12 protein-coding genes are annotated in these 13576 nt (G+C 69.9%); 8 read left to right on the forward strand and 4 right to left on the reverse strand.

The window, feature by feature from the left end; all coding sequences use genetic code 11:
• Nucleotides 1-146: 146 nt before the first annotated feature.
• Entirely contained in the window at nucleotides 147-926 is a 780-nt protein-coding gene (gene lexA / locus ACZ5Y0_RS15845) for a transcriptional repressor LexA (protein ID WP_469129239.1), read from the reverse strand.
• 591 nt (nucleotides 927-1517) lie between these two features.
• Between lexA and nrdR the strand changes: the two genes are divergently transcribed.
• On the forward strand, nucleotides 1518-2093 hold the full coding sequence (nrdR, locus tag ACZ5Y0_RS15850) for a transcriptional regulator NrdR (protein ID WP_469129240.1): 576 nt from the start codon (nucleotides 1518-1520) through the stop codon (nucleotides 2091-2093).
• A gap of 159 nt (nucleotides 2094-2252) precedes the next feature.
• Nucleotides 2253-5147 carry a vitamin B12-dependent ribonucleotide reductase gene (locus tag ACZ5Y0_RS15855; protein ID WP_469129241.1) on the forward strand — a complete coding sequence of 965 codons (2895 nt, stop codon included), beginning with the start codon at nucleotides 2253-2255 and terminating at the stop codon, nucleotides 5145-5147.
• A gap of 87 nt (nucleotides 5148-5234) precedes the next feature.
• On the opposite strand, the gene ACZ5Y0_RS15860 is transcribed toward ACZ5Y0_RS15855, so the two are convergent.
• A complete protein-coding gene (locus ACZ5Y0_RS15860) occupies nucleotides 5235-5768 on the reverse strand; it encodes a TerD family protein (protein WP_469129242.1) in 534 nt (177 codons plus the stop codon).
• A 154-nt stretch (nucleotides 5769-5922) separates the two neighbouring features.
• Here ACZ5Y0_RS15860 and ACZ5Y0_RS15865 point away from each other — a divergent pair, with 154 nt between their 5' ends.
• From ACZ5Y0_RS15865 to ACZ5Y0_RS15875, 3 genes are all read left to right on the forward strand, one after another.
• Nucleotides 5923-6528: a YdbC family protein gene (locus tag ACZ5Y0_RS15865; protein WP_469129243.1), complete on the forward strand. Its 606-nt coding sequence runs from the start codon at nucleotides 5923-5925 to the stop codon at nucleotides 6526-6528.
• Between the two features lie 122 nt (nucleotides 6529-6650).
• Nucleotides 6651-7331: a histidine phosphatase family protein gene (locus ACZ5Y0_RS15870; RefSeq protein WP_469129244.1), complete on the forward strand. Its 681-nt coding sequence runs from the start codon at nucleotides 6651-6653 to the stop codon at nucleotides 7329-7331.
• A complete protein-coding gene (locus tag ACZ5Y0_RS15875) occupies nucleotides 7321-8226 on the forward strand; it encodes an ADP-ribosylglycohydrolase family protein (RefSeq protein ID WP_469129245.1) in 906 nt (301 codons plus the stop codon). The genes ACZ5Y0_RS15870 and ACZ5Y0_RS15875 overlap by 11 nt, the downstream gene beginning before the upstream one ends.
• 368 nt (nucleotides 8227-8594) lie before the next feature.
• Here the strand turns inward: ACZ5Y0_RS15875 and ACZ5Y0_RS15880 are convergent, their stop codons facing one another.
• Nucleotides 8595-10142 carry an MFS transporter gene (locus tag ACZ5Y0_RS15880; RefSeq protein WP_469129246.1) on the reverse strand — a complete coding sequence of 516 codons (1548 nt, stop codon included), beginning with the start codon at nucleotides 10140-10142 and terminating at the stop codon, nucleotides 8595-8597.
• A 189-nt stretch (nucleotides 10143-10331) separates the two neighbouring features.
• Here ACZ5Y0_RS15880 and ACZ5Y0_RS15885 point away from each other — a divergent pair, with 189 nt between their 5' ends.
• From ACZ5Y0_RS15885 to ACZ5Y0_RS15895, 3 genes are all read left to right on the forward strand, one after another.
• Nucleotides 10332-10955 (forward strand): TetR/AcrR family transcriptional regulator, encoded by a 624-nt coding sequence (locus ACZ5Y0_RS15885; RefSeq protein ID WP_469129247.1) that lies wholly within the window; start codon nucleotides 10332-10334, stop codon nucleotides 10953-10955.
• Between the two features lie 117 nt (nucleotides 10956-11072).
• Nucleotides 11073-11774 (forward strand): ribonuclease HII, encoded by a 702-nt coding sequence (locus tag ACZ5Y0_RS15890; RefSeq protein ID WP_469129248.1) that lies wholly within the window; start codon nucleotides 11073-11075, stop codon nucleotides 11772-11774.
• A gap of 68 nt (nucleotides 11775-11842) precedes the next feature.
• Nucleotides 11843-12487, forward strand: a complete 645-nt coding sequence (locus ACZ5Y0_RS15895) for a hypothetical protein (RefSeq protein WP_469129249.1) — start codon at nucleotides 11843-11845, stop codon at nucleotides 12485-12487.
• Between the two features lie 327 nt (nucleotides 12488-12814).
• Here the strand turns inward: ACZ5Y0_RS15895 and ACZ5Y0_RS15900 are convergent, their stop codons facing one another.
• A complete protein-coding gene (locus tag ACZ5Y0_RS15900) occupies nucleotides 12815-13432 on the reverse strand; it encodes a hypothetical protein (protein WP_469129250.1) in 618 nt (205 codons plus the stop codon).
• Nucleotides 13433-13576: the final 144 nt, after the last annotated feature.

A 13576-nucleotide genomic window follows, 5' to 3' on the forward strand; every position in this document is an offset into this window, starting at 1 on the left:
CAAGAGGGCCTCCCCTGTCAGGGGAAGGCCCTCGTCGGCGGGTCCTGTCGGCGAGCGGGTCGCGACAGCACAGGGCCCCGGAATCGGCGCAGGGATCCCGGGGCCCAGTCAGGGAGGCGGTCGATAAGGGTTGTCCGCCGCCGCTCTCAGACGCGGCGCAGGACGGCCACCACCTTGCCGAGGATCGTCGCGTCGTCGCCGGGGATCGGCTCGTACGCGGCGTTGTGCGGGAGGAGCCAGACATGGCCGTCCTCGCGCTTGAAACGCTTGACGGTGGCCTCGCCCTCCAGCATGGCGGCCACGATGTCGCCGTTCTCCGCGACCGGCTGACGGCGGACGGTGACCCAGTCGCCGTCGCAGATCGCGGCCTCGATCATCGAGTCACCGACGACCTTCAGCACGAAGAGCTCACCGTCGCCGACGAGCTGCCGGGGGAGCGGGAAGACGTCCTCGACCGACTCCTCGGCGAGGATCGGGCCACCGGCGGCGATGCGGCCGACCAGCGGGACGTACGACGCGGCGGGCTTGCCGGCGGTGTCCGTGGGCTGCACGGCCGCGGCCTGGTCGGACCCCCGCACCTCGTACGCGCGCGGACGGTGCGGGTCGCGGCGCAGGAAGCCCTTGCGCTCGAGCGCCATCAGCTGGTGTGCGACCGACGAGGTGCTGGACAGGCCGACCGCCTGGCCGATCTCCCGCATCGACGGGGGGTATCCGCGACGTTGCACGGAGTCCCGGATGACCTCGATCACCCGACGCTGACGGTCGGTGAGCCCCGAACTGTCCGCCCGGATGCCTGGAGGTCGGCCCGGCAGGGAGCGCTTGGGCCCCTCCGGGTTCATGGGTTCGTTCATCGCATGCACCGGCTCGGGTCGGCCCTGGGAGCGGTCCTGGGCAGTGATGGTGGCGCTGTCTGCGGTGGTGGTCACGTCGGCCCCTCTCGGTTGTCTCCCTGCTGGACAACGGTAGTGGCTTTCGAAAGGTTGCGCCAAACACACGTTCGAGTGAAAAAGCGGGGACAGCGTGACTTGATCATGTGTCTGGGTGTATGGCTGACGCGTTGCCCGCCCGGACGGAAGGGCTGCTTGTCGTATCCTCCCCGCCGGGGCCGACGGCCTCGTGGGGTGCGGCCCCAGTCTGCCATCCACCCTCCCGCCGGCCGGGAACCGGGCCCGGCTCTGCGCGAGAGTCCCACCACTCCTCCTCCTGGCGCTCACGGTAGCGCCGTGCGCACCCCGTGACAGGGCCGTACGCGCGCGTACGGCGAGTCGGGAACAGGGGGCATCGCGTGCTGGCAGTGACCGCGGGACCGCGGCCGGTGAAGGCCGTCGGCGCGACACGCGTCACAGCCTGGGTGAATGAGCCGAGCCCCATATCTAGTGGTTGGATATCCCCAGCGGCCCACAAGTTGTGGTCCCCCTGGACTTCGCATCCTCTGGGATCGCCTATGCTGAGGGCTGCTTCGAGGGGCCGGTGAGGCCCGGCGGGGCCATTGAGACTGCTGTGAGGAGGGATGGACCATGCATTGCCCCTTCTGCCGGCACCCCGACAGTCGCGTGGTCGACAGTCGTACGACCGACGACGGCACGTCGATCCGCAGGCGCCGCCAGTGCCCTGACTGCTCCCGTCGTTTCACGACCGTGGAGACGTGCTCGCTCATGGTGGTCAAGCGGTCCGGCGTCACCGAGCCCTTCAGCCGCACCAAGGTCATCAACGGCGTGCGCAAGGCATGCCAGGGACGGCCTGTGACCGAGGACGCGCTCGCCCAGCTCGGCCAGCGGGTCGAGGAAGCGGTGCGGGCCACCGGGAGCGCCGAGCTGACCACCCACGACGTGGGGCTGGCCATACTGGGCCCCTTGCAGGAGCTGGACCTCGTCGCCTATCTGCGGTTCGCCTCCGTCTACCGGGCGTTCGACTCGCTCGACGACTTCGAGGCCGCGATCGCGGAACTCAGGCAGACGGCACACCCCGTCGCGGACGACGGAGACCGCGAGGGCGCCGGGGAAGTGGAAGACGCTGTCGCGGGGAGCCGGGAAGACGACGGCGGGCGCGGAGGAACCGCGCAGGTTCCCGAGCCCGCCCACTCCGCCGACTGACCGGCGGGCCGGTTCCGGAACGGCAGCTCCGGATCCGGCCGGCGGCGGACCAAGACCTGTTGCGGGCGTAGCGAGTGGTGCCCGCAGCACAAGACAGAACACCGTGTCACGGGAACAAAGTGGCATTTCAGGGCGTTTTCGCCCGTACAGGGAGGCGGCATGACAGAGACGGCGAGCGGTCCGGCACGGGGTTCCCGAGCCAAGGGCGCCAAGGCGACCAAGGGCCTGCGCATCGAGCGCATTCACACGACCCCCGGCGTGCACCCCTATGACGAGGTGGCCTGGGAGCGCCGTGACGTCGTCATGACCAACTGGCGCGACGGCTCGGTCAACTTCGAGCAGCGTGGCGTCGAGTTCCCCGACTTCTGGTCGGTGAACGCGGTCAACATCGTCACCAGCAAGTACTTCCGGGGTGCCGTGGGCACCCCGCAGCGCGAGGTCAGCCTCAGGCAGCTGATCGACCGCATCGTGAAGACGTACCGGAAGGCCGGCGAGGACCACAGGTACTTCGCGTCGCCCGCCGACGCCGAGATCTTCGAGCACGAGCTGGCGTACGCCCTCCTGCACCAGATCTTCAGCTTCAACAGCCCTGTCTGGTTCAACGTGGGCACCTCGCAGCCCCAGCAGGTCTCCGCCTGCTTCATCCTGTCCGTCGACGACTCCATGGAGTCGATCCTCGACTGGTACAAGGAAGAGGGCATGATCTTCAAGGGCGGCTCCGGCGCCGGCCTGAACCTCTCCCGCATCCGCTCCTCCAAGGAGCTGCTCTCCTCCGGCGGCAACGCCTCCGGCCCGGTCTCCTTCATGCGCGGCGCCGACGCCTCCGCCGGCACCATCAAGTCCGGTGGTGCCACCCGCCGCGCCGCCAAGATGGTCGTCCTCGACGTGGATCACCCCGACATCGAGGACTTCATCGAGACGAAGGTCAAGGAGGAGGAGAAGATCCGCGTCCTGCGCGACGCGGGTTACGACATGGACCTGGGCGGCGACGACATCACGTCTGTCCAGTACCAGAACGCCAACAACTCCGTCCGCGTGAACGACGAGTTCATGAAGGCCGTCGAGCAGGGCGGCAAGTTCGGCCTGCGTGCGCGGATGACCGGCGACGTGATCGAGGAGGTCGACGCCAAGTCGCTCTTCCGCAAGATCGCCGAAGCCGCCTGGGCCTGCGCGGACCCGGGCATCCAGTACGACGACACCATCAACACCTGGCACACCTGCCCCGAGTCCGGCCGGATCACCGCGTCGAACCCGTGCAGCGAGTACATGCACCTGGACAACACGTCCTGCAACCTCGCCTCGCTGAACCTGATGAAGTTCCTCAAGGACGACGGCCAGGGCCACCAGTCCTTCGAGGCCGACCGCTTCCAGAAGGTGGTCGAGCTGGTCATCACCGCGATGGACATCTCGATCTGCTTCGCGGACTTCCCGACCCAGAAGATCGGCGAGAACACCCGAGCGTTCCGCCAGCTCGGCATCGGCTACGCCAACCTCGGCGCGCTGCTGATGGCGACCGGCCACGCCTACGACTCGGACGGCGGACGCTCCCTGGCCGGCGCCATCACGTCGCTGATGACGGGTACGGCCTACCGCCGCTCCTCCGAGCTGGCCGCGGTCGTCGGTCCGTACGACGGCTACGCCCGCAACGCCGACGCCCACAACCGCGTCATGAAGCAGCACTCCGACGCCAACCAGAAGGCCGTCGGCATCGACGACCTGGACAGCCCCGTCTGGGCCGCGGCCACGGAGGCCTGGCAGGACGTGCTGCGCCTCGGCGAGAGGAACGGCTTCCGTAACTCCCAGGCGTCCGTGCTCGCCCCGACCGGCACCATCGGTCTGGCGATGTCCTGCGACACCACCGGTGTCGAGCCCGACCTCGCCCTGGTCAAGTTCAAGAAGCTCGTCGGCGGCGGCTCGATGCAGATCGTCAACGGCACCGTGCCGCAGGCCCTGCGCCGCATGGGTTACCAGGAGGAGCAGATCGAGGCGATCGTCGCCCACATCGCCGACCACGGCAATGTGATCGACGCCCCCGGCCTCAAGCAGGAGCACTACGAGGTCTTCGACTGCGCCATGGGCGAGCGCGCCATCTCCCCGATGGGTCACGTCCGCATGATGGCCGCGATCCAGCCGTGGATCTCCGGCGCCATCTCCAAGACGGTCAACATGCCGGAGACGGCCACCGTCGAGGAGGTCGAGGAGATCTACTTCGAGGCCTGGAAGCTCGGCGTCAAGGCGCTCGCGATCTACCGCGACAACTGCAAGGTCGGCCAGCCCCTCTCCGCCAAGACCAAGGAGAAGGAGAAGGTCGAGATCGCGGAGAAGGCCGAGGAGACCATCCGTACCGCGGTCGAGAAGGTGGTCGAGTACCGCCCGGTCCGCAAGCGTCTCCCCAAGGGCCGCCCCGGCATCACCACGTCGTTCACGGTCGGTGGCGCCGAGGGTTACATGACCGCCAACTCCTACCCGGACGACGGTCTCGGCGAGGTCTTCCTGAAGATGTCCAAGCAGGGCTCGACGCTCGCGGGCATGATGGACGCCTTCTCCATCGCGGTCTCCGTCGGCCTTCAGTACGGCGTCCCGCTGGAGACGTACGTCTCGAAGTTCACCAACATGCGCTTCGAGCCGGCCGGCATGACGGACGACCCCGACGTGCGGATGGCCCAGTCGATCGTCGACTACATCTTCCGCCGCCTGGCGCTCGACTTCCTGCCCTTCGAGACCCGCTCCGCGCTCGGCATCCACTCCGCCGAGGAGCGTCAGCGGCACCTGGAGACCGGTTCGTACGAGCCGTCCGAGGAGGACGTCGACGTCGAGGGTCTGGCCCAGTCGGCCCCGCGCGCCCAGGAGCTGAAGGCCGTCGCCACGCCCAAGGCCGAGGTGGAGGCCGCCAAGCCGGCCCCCCAGCAGGCCCACACCAGCGCCGAGCTGGTGGAGATGCAGCTGGGCATCCAGGCCGACGCTCCGCTGTGCTTCTCCTGCGGCACCAAGATGCAGCGCGCCGGTTCCTGCTACATCTGCGAGGGCTGCGGCTCGACCAGCGGTTGCAGCTGACCCCGAGTAGCACCGGCCAGGTGTGACGACCTGGCGGAGGGCGGTGGAGCCGGTTCCGGCTCCACCGCCCTCGTGCGTTCCCGGTGATCAGGACCGGCGCAGTCGGCCCATGATCCTCGTGAAGGTCGCCGGGTCGTCCTCGTAGCCCTGCACGCCGTCGCGGAGCGACCAGCCGTCGGCCGGGTCGCGCACGAACTCCGCGACCGTGGCGGCCGTCGCGCCGAGCACGCCGCCGAAGTCGTCCTCGGCCAGCACGGTGTAGCCCTCGCGGATCCGGAACGCCGGATTGAGCACGCTGACGAAGGTGCGCTCCTCGGGGCGCTGCTGGATGACGACGCCGACCACCACGCGCGCGTACCGCGCGTCCAGCCGGTCGAGTTCGAGTGTCATGACCTCGTCCCAGCCGAAGCCCCTGCCGTCCGTGCTGTCACGGTTGAGCGTGATGGTGCCGTCCGGAGAGCGGCTGTCGAAGTGCACCACGTAGGCGGGCTCGCCCCGCGGGTCGTCCGCCAGGTAGGTCCCGGCCACTATGTCCAGGTCGGTCGGCGGTTCGCCCGCCGGACTCGGGTCCCACTTCAGTGCCATCTCGACCTTGCGGATCCCCTTGTTGAGGCCGTTCACCGGTCTTCCCCTCCCCGTCCCCGTCTGCTGTCGCGCCGAAATGGCCGCCCATCAGGGCCGGTTGTCCATCCTGCCACGCGCGTGTGACAGCACGCACGGATGCCGGGCGTCCAGGAGTGACCGACGCCACGTCCGCTGGCCTTACCATGGCGCGGTGCTGGTCAAGTGGATTCGCTGCACCGTGGTGGACCGCCGCGGTTTCGAGCGGGGGCAGCGGAAGTGGGCGGGGCTTCTGGGGGAGCCGGGATTTCGGGGACAGGGCGGGGGCTGGAGCAGGGGACGGCCCTCGGTCGCGCACGTCTTCGCCTTCTGGGAGAGCCGCGCCTTCTACGACTCCTTCATGGCGCGCTCCCACGACCGGCTCGCGACCGCCCAGGCGGGCACCTTCAAGGACGCCCGGGTCCGGTTGTTCGACTACCGCTTCGACGTGAAGACGGGCTTCGAACCCCGCTTCACCGATTCCGACCTGGTGCGGGTGGCCCTGTGCCGGGTCCACGAGGAACGCGCCGAACACTTCACCCTGATGCAGGAGAAGGTGTGGAACCCGGCCATGGCCGGTTCGCCCGGCATGATCCGCGGCCTGTTCGCCGAGGCGCCGGGACACGAGTTCCTGGTCCTGTCGATGTGGCGCTCGCAGGCCGAGCACGGCAAGTACCGCACCGAGCGAGTGGAGCGGCTCGCCCTGCGCGCACAGACGGAAGCGGACGTCTCCGCCCTCACCGGCGACATCGTCGAGCTGGAACCGACCTGGATAGTTTGAAGCCCGGACCTGCCGGTGGTGTGTGGGCTGACGCCCCTCCCGCGTGCGGGTTTCGTGTGACCTACGCCGTATGGAGGCCGTGCGAGTGCTCGATCGGCCGCCACTCGATCTAGTGTTTTCGCATGGCAAGACCACGGCGCATCGTCCTTGTCCGGCACGGGGAGTCGATGGGCAATGTCGATGACACCGTCTACGAGCGGGAACCCGACCACGCGCTGGCCCTGACGGAGCGGGGCCGGCAGCAGGCGGAGGAGACGGGCAGGAGGCTGCGGGAGGTGTTCGGCGAGGAGCAGGTCAGCGTGTACGTCTCGCCCTACCGGCGCACGCATGAGACCCTCCGCGCCTTCCACCTCGACCGCGGCCGCATACGCGTGCGGGAGGAGCCCCGGCTGCGGGAGCAGGACTGGGGGAACTGGCAGGACCGCGACGACGTCCGCCTCCAGAAGGCCTACCGCGACGCCTACGGACACTTCTTCTACCGTTTCGCCCAGGGCGAGAGCGGGGCGGACGTGTACGACCGGGTCGGAGGCTTCCTGGAGAGCCTGTTCCGCAGTTTCGAGGCGCCCGACCATCCGCCGAACGTGCTGATAGTGACGCACGGCCTGGCCATGCGGCTGTTCTGCATGCGCTGGTTCCACTGGACGGTCGCCGAGTTCGAGTCCCTGTCGAATCCGGGGAACGCCGAGATGCGGATGCTCGTTCTCGGGGACGACGGCAAGTACGCCCTCGACCGGCCCTTCAACCGCTGGCGAGATCCGGAGCCGTACGGGATCACTGGAGAGTGGCAGAGCGATGACCGTTGACTCCTCCCCCGAGGGACGCCTGAGGCGCGCCCTGTCGGCCCTGCGCGGACTCGCGACGGGGGACGCGCTGGGCTCGCAGTTCTTCGTGCCGGCGCACTATCCGCTGCTGAAGCACCGGGAACTGCCGCCCGGCCCCTGGCAGTGGACGGACGACACGGAGATGGCCTGCTCCGTCGTCGCCGTCCTGGCCGCCCACCGACGAATCGACCAGGACGCCCTGGCCCACTCCTTCGCCGCGCACCACGACTTCGACCGTGGTTACGGTCCCGCCGTCAACCGACTGCTGAGGCTGGTCCGGGAAGGCGGCGACTGGCGCGAACTCGCCGCCGCACTGTTCAACGGCCAGGGGTCCTGGGGCAACGGCGCCGCCATGCGGATCGCTCCCCTGGGCGCCTGGTACGCCGACGACCCCGAGCAGGCGACCCACCAGGCGGAGATCTCCGCCTACCCCACGCACCAGCACAGGGAGGCAGTGGTCGGCGCCATGGCAGTCGCCGCGGCCGCGGCGCTGGCCGGCGGGCCGGGAGGTCCGCCCAGCCCGGACGCGCTCCTGGAGGGCGTGATCGGTCTCATCCCCAGGAGCGCGGTGACCGCTGGGCTGCGGCGCGCCCGGGACATGCTCGACTACGGCGACGCCGGCACCGTCGCGGCGGTGCTGGGCTGCGGACGGCGTACGACGGCCCATGACACCGTGCCCTTCGCGCTCTGGTCCGCGGCCCGCTCCCTCGGCGACTACGAGGAGGCCTTCTGGACCACCGCTCAGGCCGGCGGGGACGTGGACACGACCTGCGCCATCGTGGGCGGTGTCATCGCCTCGGGAAGGACCGGGGCGCCTCCCGCCACCTGGGTGGAGCGGGTGGAGGCCCTGCCGGCCTGGGTGCCGACGCCCGCCTGAGGGGTGCCGTCTCTGCGTACCGAGCGGACTCCGCCTGCCCTTGGAAGAACCGCGAGTGGCAACACAGGGTGGTCGGCGGGAACTCTGTGTGAACGGTGGTGCGTTGTCCGGGTGTCCGCTGCGCGAGCGGTGAGCGCGGGAGCGGGGAGAGGGCAGGGCGGTCGTGGTGGAGGGGAGGTGCGGGGGTGCTCATGAGGTTCGTGGTGTGGGTGGTCGTCCTGCTGTCCGCGATGTCGGCGGGGGTGTTCGGCGGGCGGGTGCCTGCGCGGGTCGGTTCGGGCGGCGTCCGAGGCCGGGCGAGCGGCCGCGGACGTGCGCCCACGAGGTTCGTCGACGACGGTCCGCGGCCGGCCCGCGCGCCCTTCCGTTCAGCCGATCATGGGGCCCGATGTGCCCGACAGGGCCTCCAGATCGCTCTTGCGGACGCGGATGACCAGCACGGAGATCACCACGGCGAGCGCGGCCATCGCGACGGCCGGTATGAAGGCCGTCGAGATCCCGTGGGCCAGAACCTCATGTCCCCAGGGAGCGGGCAACTGGTGGGTCGCGGCGAACTCGGCCTTCTGTTGCGCCGATCCCTCGGCGAGGAACTTCGGCAACTGCTTCTCCGCCTCGTCGGTGCTGGCCGAACCGAAGACGGTGGTCAGAAGGGCCAGTCCGATCGAACCCCCCACCTGCTGCGTGGCGTTGAGCAGACCCGACGCGGCGCCCGCCTCGTGCTGGTCGACGCCGGACACGGCGGTGACCGTCGCTGTGACGAAGTTCAGGCCCATCCCGAAGCCGAACACCACCATCGGTCCGAGCACCCCGCCGAGGTAGGAGCTGTCGGGATTGATGAAGGTCTGCCACACGAGCCCGACCACCACCAGCGAGGAGCCGGCGAGCATGAACGGTTTGGGGCCGAGGACCGGCAGGAACCGCTGCGACAGACCCGCGCCGAAGGCGATCGCGACCGTGACGGGGAGGAAGGCGAGCCCGGCCTTGATCGGGCTGTAACCGAGCACGTTCTGCACGAACAGGACGATGTAGAAGAACATGCCGAACATGGCCGCGGCGAGGCTCAGCATGATCACGTAGGTACCGGAGCGATTCCGGTCGGCGAACATCCTCAGGGGGGTGATCGGCTCCTTGGCGCGCATCTCCGTGAACACGAAGGCGATCAGCAGCGCCAGGGCCACCCCGAAGGCGGCGAGGGTCACCTCGTCCCGCCAGCCGTCCTCGGCGGCCCGGATGAAGCCGTAGACCAGGGACGCCATTCCCACCGTGGAGGTGAGGGCACCCGCGATGTCGAAACGTCCGGGGTGTCGTTCGGACTCCCCGATGTACAACGGGGTGAGGACGGCGATGAGGGCGCCGATGGGCAGGTTGACGAAGAGCACCCAGCGCCAGTCGAGCCACTCGGTGAGCATGCCGCCCGCCAGCAGACCGATGGCTCCTCCGCCCGCGGACACCGAGGCGAAGACTCCGAAGGCCCGGTTGCGTTCCGGGCCCTCGGGGAAGGTGGTGGTGATGAGCGCCAGCGAGGTCGGCGAGGCGATGGCGCCTCCGACCCCCTGGAGGGCGCGCGCCGCCAGCAACTGCCAGGGTTCCTGGGCCAGGCCGCCCAGCAGCGAGGCGAAGGTGAACAGCAGGATGCCGGTCATGAACACCCGGCGCCGGCCCAGGATGTCACCGGCGCGGGCACCGAGCAGGAGCAGACCGCCGAAGGTCAGGGTGTAGGCGCTGACCACCCAGGTGAGGTCCGTGGTGCTGAACGCGAGCGCTTCTTGAATGTGCGGGAGTGCGATGTTCACAATCGTCGCGTCGAGCACCACCATGAGTTGGCACGCCGCGATGACGGTGAGCGCGATGCCGGGATGTCCCTCCCGGCGGGCCGCGCCCGGTTTCTGGTCCTGGATCAACGGAGAGGTCGTCACTATGGGTCCCCCACAAGTGCCTTAGTGAACGGTGACGTTCACTGCCGCGTCAACGGTAGTCAGTCGCCCGTAGTGAACGCAAGCGTTCACTTATAGCGCTCCCCGGCGTGTCCCTCACCGCTCCGCACGGCGCCCCGCCGCGCTCCCCGCATCGAGCCCCCGCTCACCCCGCTCGCTGGAGACACACAGATGGTTACTTCGCGCTGGACGGCCGCTCCCGCTCAGGCGGCCTCCTCCCGCCGGCGCGGCGTCGTCCTCGAACGCGCGATCCTCGACGCCGCCCTGGAGCAACTGGGCACGGTCGGGTGGAACGGCCTCACGATGGAAGGTGTGGCGGCCGGAGCCCAGACCGGCAAGGCGGCCGTGTACCGCCGCTGGCCTTCCAAGGAGGATCTCGTCGCCGACGCCCTCCGGGCCGGACTGCCGCGGCTGGGCCCGGTGCCCGATCTGGGGAACGTCCGTGAGGACCTGCTGGCCCTGGCGCTCAGAGCACGCGACGCCATGTATTCACGGCCTGGTTTCGCGTTGCGCTCGATCATTCACGAGTGCGATCCGCGTCAGGCGGAGCGCTTCCATACCCTGATCGTCGAAGGGGTCGTCGAGCCGACCGTGCGACTGCTGTGCGAGGTCATCAGCCGTGGAATAGAGCGAGGTGAGGTGAGGGCCGATGCCGCGAACGGCTATGTCCTGGACGCGATTCCGGCCATGATGATGTACCGGTCCAAGATGTGCGGCAGCGAATGGATCGATCGGGAGGTGGAGGAGCTGATCGACCAGCTCATGCTGCCGCTCCTGCGGCCGGACGCGGGCTGAGGGGGGCGAGCGGGCGTCCCTGGGTGACCGCGGCGGGCTGTCCTGGCGACCGGGGTGTCGTGGGGGATCCGACCGGGGTGTCGCGAGAGGATCCGGGCGGCGTAGGCTAAGGCCGCCATGCCGTACGAACCGCCTACTCACACCGTCGAGCGCTCCCTCCGCGCCACGACCGGGGCCAAGATCATCGCCGGTGTCGACGAAGTGGGCCGCGGTGCGTGGGCCGGTCCCGTCACCGTCTGCGCGGCGGTCACCGGACTTCGCCGGCCTCCCGTGGGCCTCACCGACTCCAAGCTCCTCTCCGTCAAGCGTCGCAACGAGCTCGCCGTGGAACTGGCGACGTGGGTGACCTCGTACGCCCTGGGGCACGCCTCGCCGGAGGAAATCGACGACCTGGGGATGACCGCCGCTCTGCGGCTCGCCGCGGTGCGTGCTCTGGACGCCCTGCCGGTCCGCCCCGAGGCGGTGATCCTCGACGGGAAGCACGACTACCTGGGCGACCCCTGGAGGGTCCGCACGGTGATCAAGGGTGATCAGTCCTGCGTGGCGGTCGCGGCGGCCTCGGTGCTCGCCAAGGTCCGGCGCGACAAAATGATGGCCGAACTGGGTAGCGAGCATGCAGACTTCGGCTTTGCGGACAACGCCGGGTATCCGTCACCCGTCCACAAGGCCGCACTGGAGGAGCGGGGCCCCACCCCGTACCACCGCTTGTCGTGGGCGTATCTTGATGCGCTGCCCCAGTGGCGGCACCTCAAGAAGGCCCGCAGCTGGGCGGACGGAAGCGTTCCGAAGATCGAGGGCCAGCTCGGCTTCGACTTCTGACGATTCCGCTCGCACTGATGTGCCACCTACTGGCGCGAGCCGCACGAATGTTTGATAGATATCAGCCCATGCCTCTCATTCCCGAGGAGCCTCAGATTCACGAGAGTGCCCAGGGTCCGCGCGCCACTCCGGCCAGCGGCCGCACCGCGCCGACCCCTCGACCCGTACCCGGCCCCCGTCCTGCGGCTCCGTCGCGCCCCGGTCGTCCAGGTCCTGTCCGGCCCACGCCACCGGTGCAGCGCGCGCCGCGCGATGTGGCCGCCACGCCCGGGCCTCCGACCCCGGCCACCCCTGCCGCTTCCGCCTCCGTGTCCGCTCCGGCGACTGTCCAGATCCAGCTGATCCCGGCCTCGGCCGAGGGCGCGCTGGACGCCGCCGAAGGGGCCGTCGACCTGCTGCTCGAGTCGGGCCGCGCCCCCGGTGAGGTACTGGTGGTCACCACCGGCGAACAGCACCCCTGGGCAGCCCACGAACTGTCCTTCGGTGAGGCCTCCTACTGGGCACAGCACGACACGGGGGACGACGTCTTCTACGCCGACGCCGCCGCGTTGGAACGAGCGGCGGTGCGTCCCGTGGTCGTCGTCGCCGTCAACGGCGGGACCGGAGCCCTTGTCGCCTCCGCCCTCCCGTCGGCCCACGCCCGGGCCGGTGCCCTGCTGATCGTCTGCGGTGACCCGCAGCAGATCAACTCCGTGCTGGGCACGGGCATCTGAGCCACCCCCGGTCGTCCCGAGAGTGCCCGGGTGCGGGAGGCGCCGCTCCGCGGCACCTCCACGACGGGTGTTCGCCTGTGCGGGGCCGGGGGTGTCCGGGTGCGCCGCCTCGGCGTACGCGGACGGGCCCCTGGTGCCATGCGGCCAGGACGCGTCTGCGTGTGGTCCCGCGCCCGGACGTCGTCACGGGCGGTGCCGGCGCCCGTGACCCTGCGGCACGACACGGCACCGGGCACCCGGTTCCCCGAGGAAATGTGGATGCCAGGTCTCTCGGGACCCTCAGCGGCAAGGGCGGATCGTTCTGCCGAGTCAGCGGACGGCAGCCTCTCAGCGGGCGGCCGCGCGGCGCAGCACCTCCGAGGCTGCGCCGCCGGTCCGCGGCAACGGCGGCGGCGCCTCGGACAGCGCGAAGGGCTCCGGCGGCGAATCCGCGTGTGGACGGCGGCCCCCGCGGCCCTCGCCGAGAACCTGCCAGCCGTCCCGGGTGAGGGTGATGTACGCCCCGCAGCGCAGCCCGTGCAACGTGCAGGCGTCCCGCAGACCCCACATCCAGGCGCCGTCCTCCTCCGTCCAGCGGGCGTCGCCCTCACGGCAGTAGAGCAGCACGGCTGTGCGCACCGGCGTACGGCGCCGCAGATCGTGCGGGATGACCCGGCGCAACTGGGCGAGCAGCGCGTTGCGGAACATCCAGCCGTCGGCCTGCGCCTGGCGTCGCGTGAACGAGGCGCTGGCCAGCAACCGTTCGTCCGGATCGAGCACCGCCACGATCGCGGTGGCAGGCCTGGGCCGATGCCGTGCGTGGAGGCCGCTGACGACCTCCCGCGGGCTGCGCAACAGCGGGATGCCGGCCGAAGCCCACTCCGCGGGTTCGAGCAAGCGGTTGGCGGAAGCGGCGGACGTGGACGTCGACAACGATGCCGATGACGGAGCGATTCCGAGGGTCACGAGCCTCCCTTCGGCTACGGCCCACACCTGCGGGCGGGTCGGATTCGGGGGCGCGCACACCGCAGCAGAGCCCTGCCGGGCCACGGGCGAGCCGTGCGGGGAGCGGAACTCAATTCTTCCTGTCGAACTTGGATGCGGCAACGA

The organism is Streptomyces sp. NPDC033216, from assembly GCF_055577115.1.

Excerpts from the sequence above, each read along its gene's own strand:
- nrdR (WP_469129240.1), top strand. The coding sequence starts at position 1,518 with ATGCATTGCCCCTTCTGCCGGCACCCCGACAGTCGCGTGGTCGACAGT.
- ACZ5Y0_RS15855 (WP_469129241.1), top strand. The coding sequence starts at position 2,253 with ATGACAGAGACGGCGAGCGGTCCGGCACGGGGTTCCCGAGCCAAGGGC.
- ACZ5Y0_RS15870 (WP_469129244.1), top strand. The coding sequence starts at position 6,651 with ATGGCAAGACCACGGCGCATCGTCCTTGTCCGGCACGGGGAGTCGATG.
- ACZ5Y0_RS15875 (WP_469129245.1), top strand. The coding sequence starts at position 7,321 with ATGACCGTTGACTCCTCCCCCGAGGGACGCCTGAGGCGCGCCCTGTCG.
- ACZ5Y0_RS15885 (WP_469129247.1), top strand. The coding sequence starts at position 10,332 with ATGGTTACTTCGCGCTGGACGGCCGCTCCCGCTCAGGCGGCCTCCTCC.
- ACZ5Y0_RS15890 (WP_469129248.1), top strand. The coding sequence starts at position 11,073 with ATGCCGTACGAACCGCCTACTCACACCGTCGAGCGCTCCCTCCGCGCC.
- ACZ5Y0_RS15895 (WP_469129249.1), top strand. The coding sequence starts at position 11,843 with ATGCCTCTCATTCCCGAGGAGCCTCAGATTCACGAGAGTGCCCAGGGT.